The sequence below is a fragment of the Albidovulum sp. genome (genome assembly GCF_049646345.1).
GTDB lineage: Bacteria > Pseudomonadota > Alphaproteobacteria > Rhodobacterales > Rhodobacteraceae > Albidovulum.
The window spans coordinates 1-2,745 of sequence record NZ_JBARVQ010000808.1 but is presented as its reverse complement, the minus strand read 5'-3'; the positions used below and the strand labels follow the sequence as shown (position 1 = coordinate 2,745).

Genomic DNA, 2,745 nt, shown 5'->3' with positions numbered 1-2,745 from the left:
CCGTTGCCAAGATCTATGAAGGCCGCAAATACGAAGAAGTCCCGCTCGACGGTATGCGCAAAATCATTGCGGCCCGCCTTACAGAGGCCAAGCAGACCATCCCGCATTTCTACCTTCGCCGCTCGGTCGAACTGGATGCGTTGATGGCGTTTCGGGCGGAATTGAACAAGGGATTGGAGGCGCGCGGGGTGAAGCTGTCGGTCAATGACTTCATCATCAAGGCCTGCGCTTTGGCGCTGCAAGCGGTGCCCGACGCCAATGCCGTCTGGGCCGGCGACCGGGTCTTCAGGCTTAAGCCGTCCGATGTGGCGGTTGCCGTCGCCATCGAAGGCGGGCTTTTCACGCCGGTTTTGCAAGATGCGGAAGTGAAGACGCTCTCGACCCTGTCAGCGGAAATGAAGGATCTGGCCACAAGGGCGCGAAACCGCAAGCTTGCCCCGCATGAATATCAGGGCGGCAGTTTTGCGATTTCAAATCTTGGGATGATGGGGGTCGAGAATTTTGATGCGGTAATCAATCCGCCCCATGCCGCGATCCTTGCTGTCGGCGCTGGCCTGAAAAAGCCTGTGGTCAAAGCCGATGGAAGCCTTGGCGTTGCGACAGTGATGTCGCTGACACTTTCGGTTGATCACCGGGTGATCGACGGAGCCTTGGGGGCGGAACTTCTGCAAGCCATTGTGACTTATCTGGAAAATCCGATGACCATGCTGGCCTGAACAACAAAAAAAGGCCGGGGCTGCGCCCCAGCCCCTGACGGTAAATGTTGAAAAAAGAGCTTCTATTGGCCGCACTGCGGCCAATATGTCCTTTGAACACTGCGCTTGACCCAGATCCGGAGGGAGATGTCAGGTGGGGTGTGTCTCGAAAATATCTTCGACAGCCGATGCGGGGCTGGAGCGCCGGTTTCCGCTCCCGTTCGAGGGGGTGGATGTCAACTTCTGCCGGACACCCACCTGTGTCTCCTACGGCGTCACTCCCGACCCCTACAAGCGACCGAACGGAGCGCCGACTGCGCCGCCGGGTGTCCTCCGCGGCGCAGTATCCGGCGCGCAACACGAAGAATTCTTCGACTGTCCGCACTGCACCGCGACCGCCAGGCTGAAGAACAACCGCGCGATCGCCGAAGAATACCGCAGACTCAAGGGATTGCAAGAGTGCGATCCGACCGTGCTGGCATGCCGGACGGAGGGGTGTTTCGCTCATGGCCTCTCGCTGGAGAAGCATCCCGAGTTCTATTGGAGGTTCGGCAAGACCGCAGGTGGCGATTCGCGCTGGCGCTGCCGCCTGTGCCTGAAGACATTCTCGGCGGGCAAGCCAGCACGGAGACACCGGCGGAGCGACAAGAACCGCCTGATCTTCCAGATGATCTGCAACGACATGTCGCTGTCGAAGATCTCAAAGATCACCGACATCTCCTACCGCGATCTCTACGGCAAGATCGACTTCTTCTACGATCAGGTGCGCGCCTTCACGGTGCGCCGCCAGGACTTCTCGCAAGTCGATTTCCGGGCGGCCGGTTCACGCTTCGCGACCGACAGCCAGACGCTGACGATCAACTGGCCGACCAAGCGCAAGCGCGCGCCGGTGATGGTCCAGCATCTCTGTACCGCGCATGCGCGGTCCGGCTACATCATGGAGGCGTCGCTCCAGCTCGATCCCTCGATGACGATGGAAGAAGCCGAGATCCGGGCCGTGGCGGCCGATGAGGAGGATGTCTCCGTTGCATTCAGGGAGCATGCCCGCGTCTGGACGAAGACCGAGTTCGACGCGCATCTGGCAAGGCTCCTGGCGCAGAAGAAGATCGACGAGGCCGAGCTCTACCAGCTGCCACATGACGGGGTGCTGGTGCGCTACGACATTCTCCAGTTCGCCCACGCGATGCGACTCCGCGAACACCTCGCCGGCACCGACGCGCCGCTCGTGCTCGCGATGGATGACGATAAGGGCCTCCGGCAGGCGTTCTGCTCGGTCTTCGCACCCGAGGTGAAGGCGGGACGGGCCAACATCGCCATCGTCAGCTTCGACAAGGGGATGACCAATGACATGCGCAACCAGGTCGTGGCCGAAGGCCAGAACGCACTGGCGGCCGCGACGGGTCTCGGATTGACGCAACTCCGGGCGCTATCCGATCAGGACTTCGCCGACCTCGTGGATGAGGAGGTGACCACGCGGATCGTCGGCTTCGATCTGCGGCATGGGTTCCAATATCCGTTCCCGCGGAAGTCCGAACCCAACCGCCGGATCTGGCTGTTGACCGACAGCCCGGATCACGACTATCGCCAGAAGGCGCGTCTCCTGCGCCAGGCGACGCTCAGGAGCGTAGATTCCTATTTCCACAAGTTCCGGAGCAATGTCCGTTTCGCCGCCCGCCCGGCCGTTTCAGGTACTGTCAGGCAGGCATGGGACCGGCAGTACCTCTACAAGCCTGCCATGATGGCCAAGCTCATCGAGATCTACCGCTTCTATCACAACTGGTGCGAGCCGGGTGTCGACAAGAAGACGCCCGCGATGCGTCTGGGGCTGGCCCGCGGGCGGATCTACGAGCGGGATTTTATGTGATCAGTCGAACCCTACAAAGACCATAGCCACAGTTTCGGACGAGAATTCGAAGAGGCAAACTGGACCTGTCGCGGTTTGATGCCGCTCCTTTGATAGCATTTACTGCAACAAAGGAGACTGACTATGGGACTGAAACGGACGGACGAATTCCGCCAAGATGCGGTGCGTATCGCACTGACCAGTGGA

Annotated in this window: 2 protein-coding genes; both read left to right on the top strand. The window is 60.5% G+C overall.

Annotated features, from left to right (window positions below; genetic code table 11):
• Nucleotides 1–716, top strand: a 716-nt coding sequence (locus tag WBB85_RS21225) for a 2-oxo acid dehydrogenase subunit E2 (protein WP_432640570.1), incomplete at its 5' end; no start/stop codon positions are given.
• Nucleotides 717–849: 133 nt separating this feature from the next.
• Nucleotides 850–2,559 (top strand): transposase, encoded by a 1,710-nt coding sequence (locus WBB85_RS21220; RefSeq protein ID WP_432640569.1) that lies wholly within the window; start codon nt 850–852, stop codon nt 2,557–2,559.
• Nucleotides 2,560–2,745: the final 186 nt, after the last annotated feature.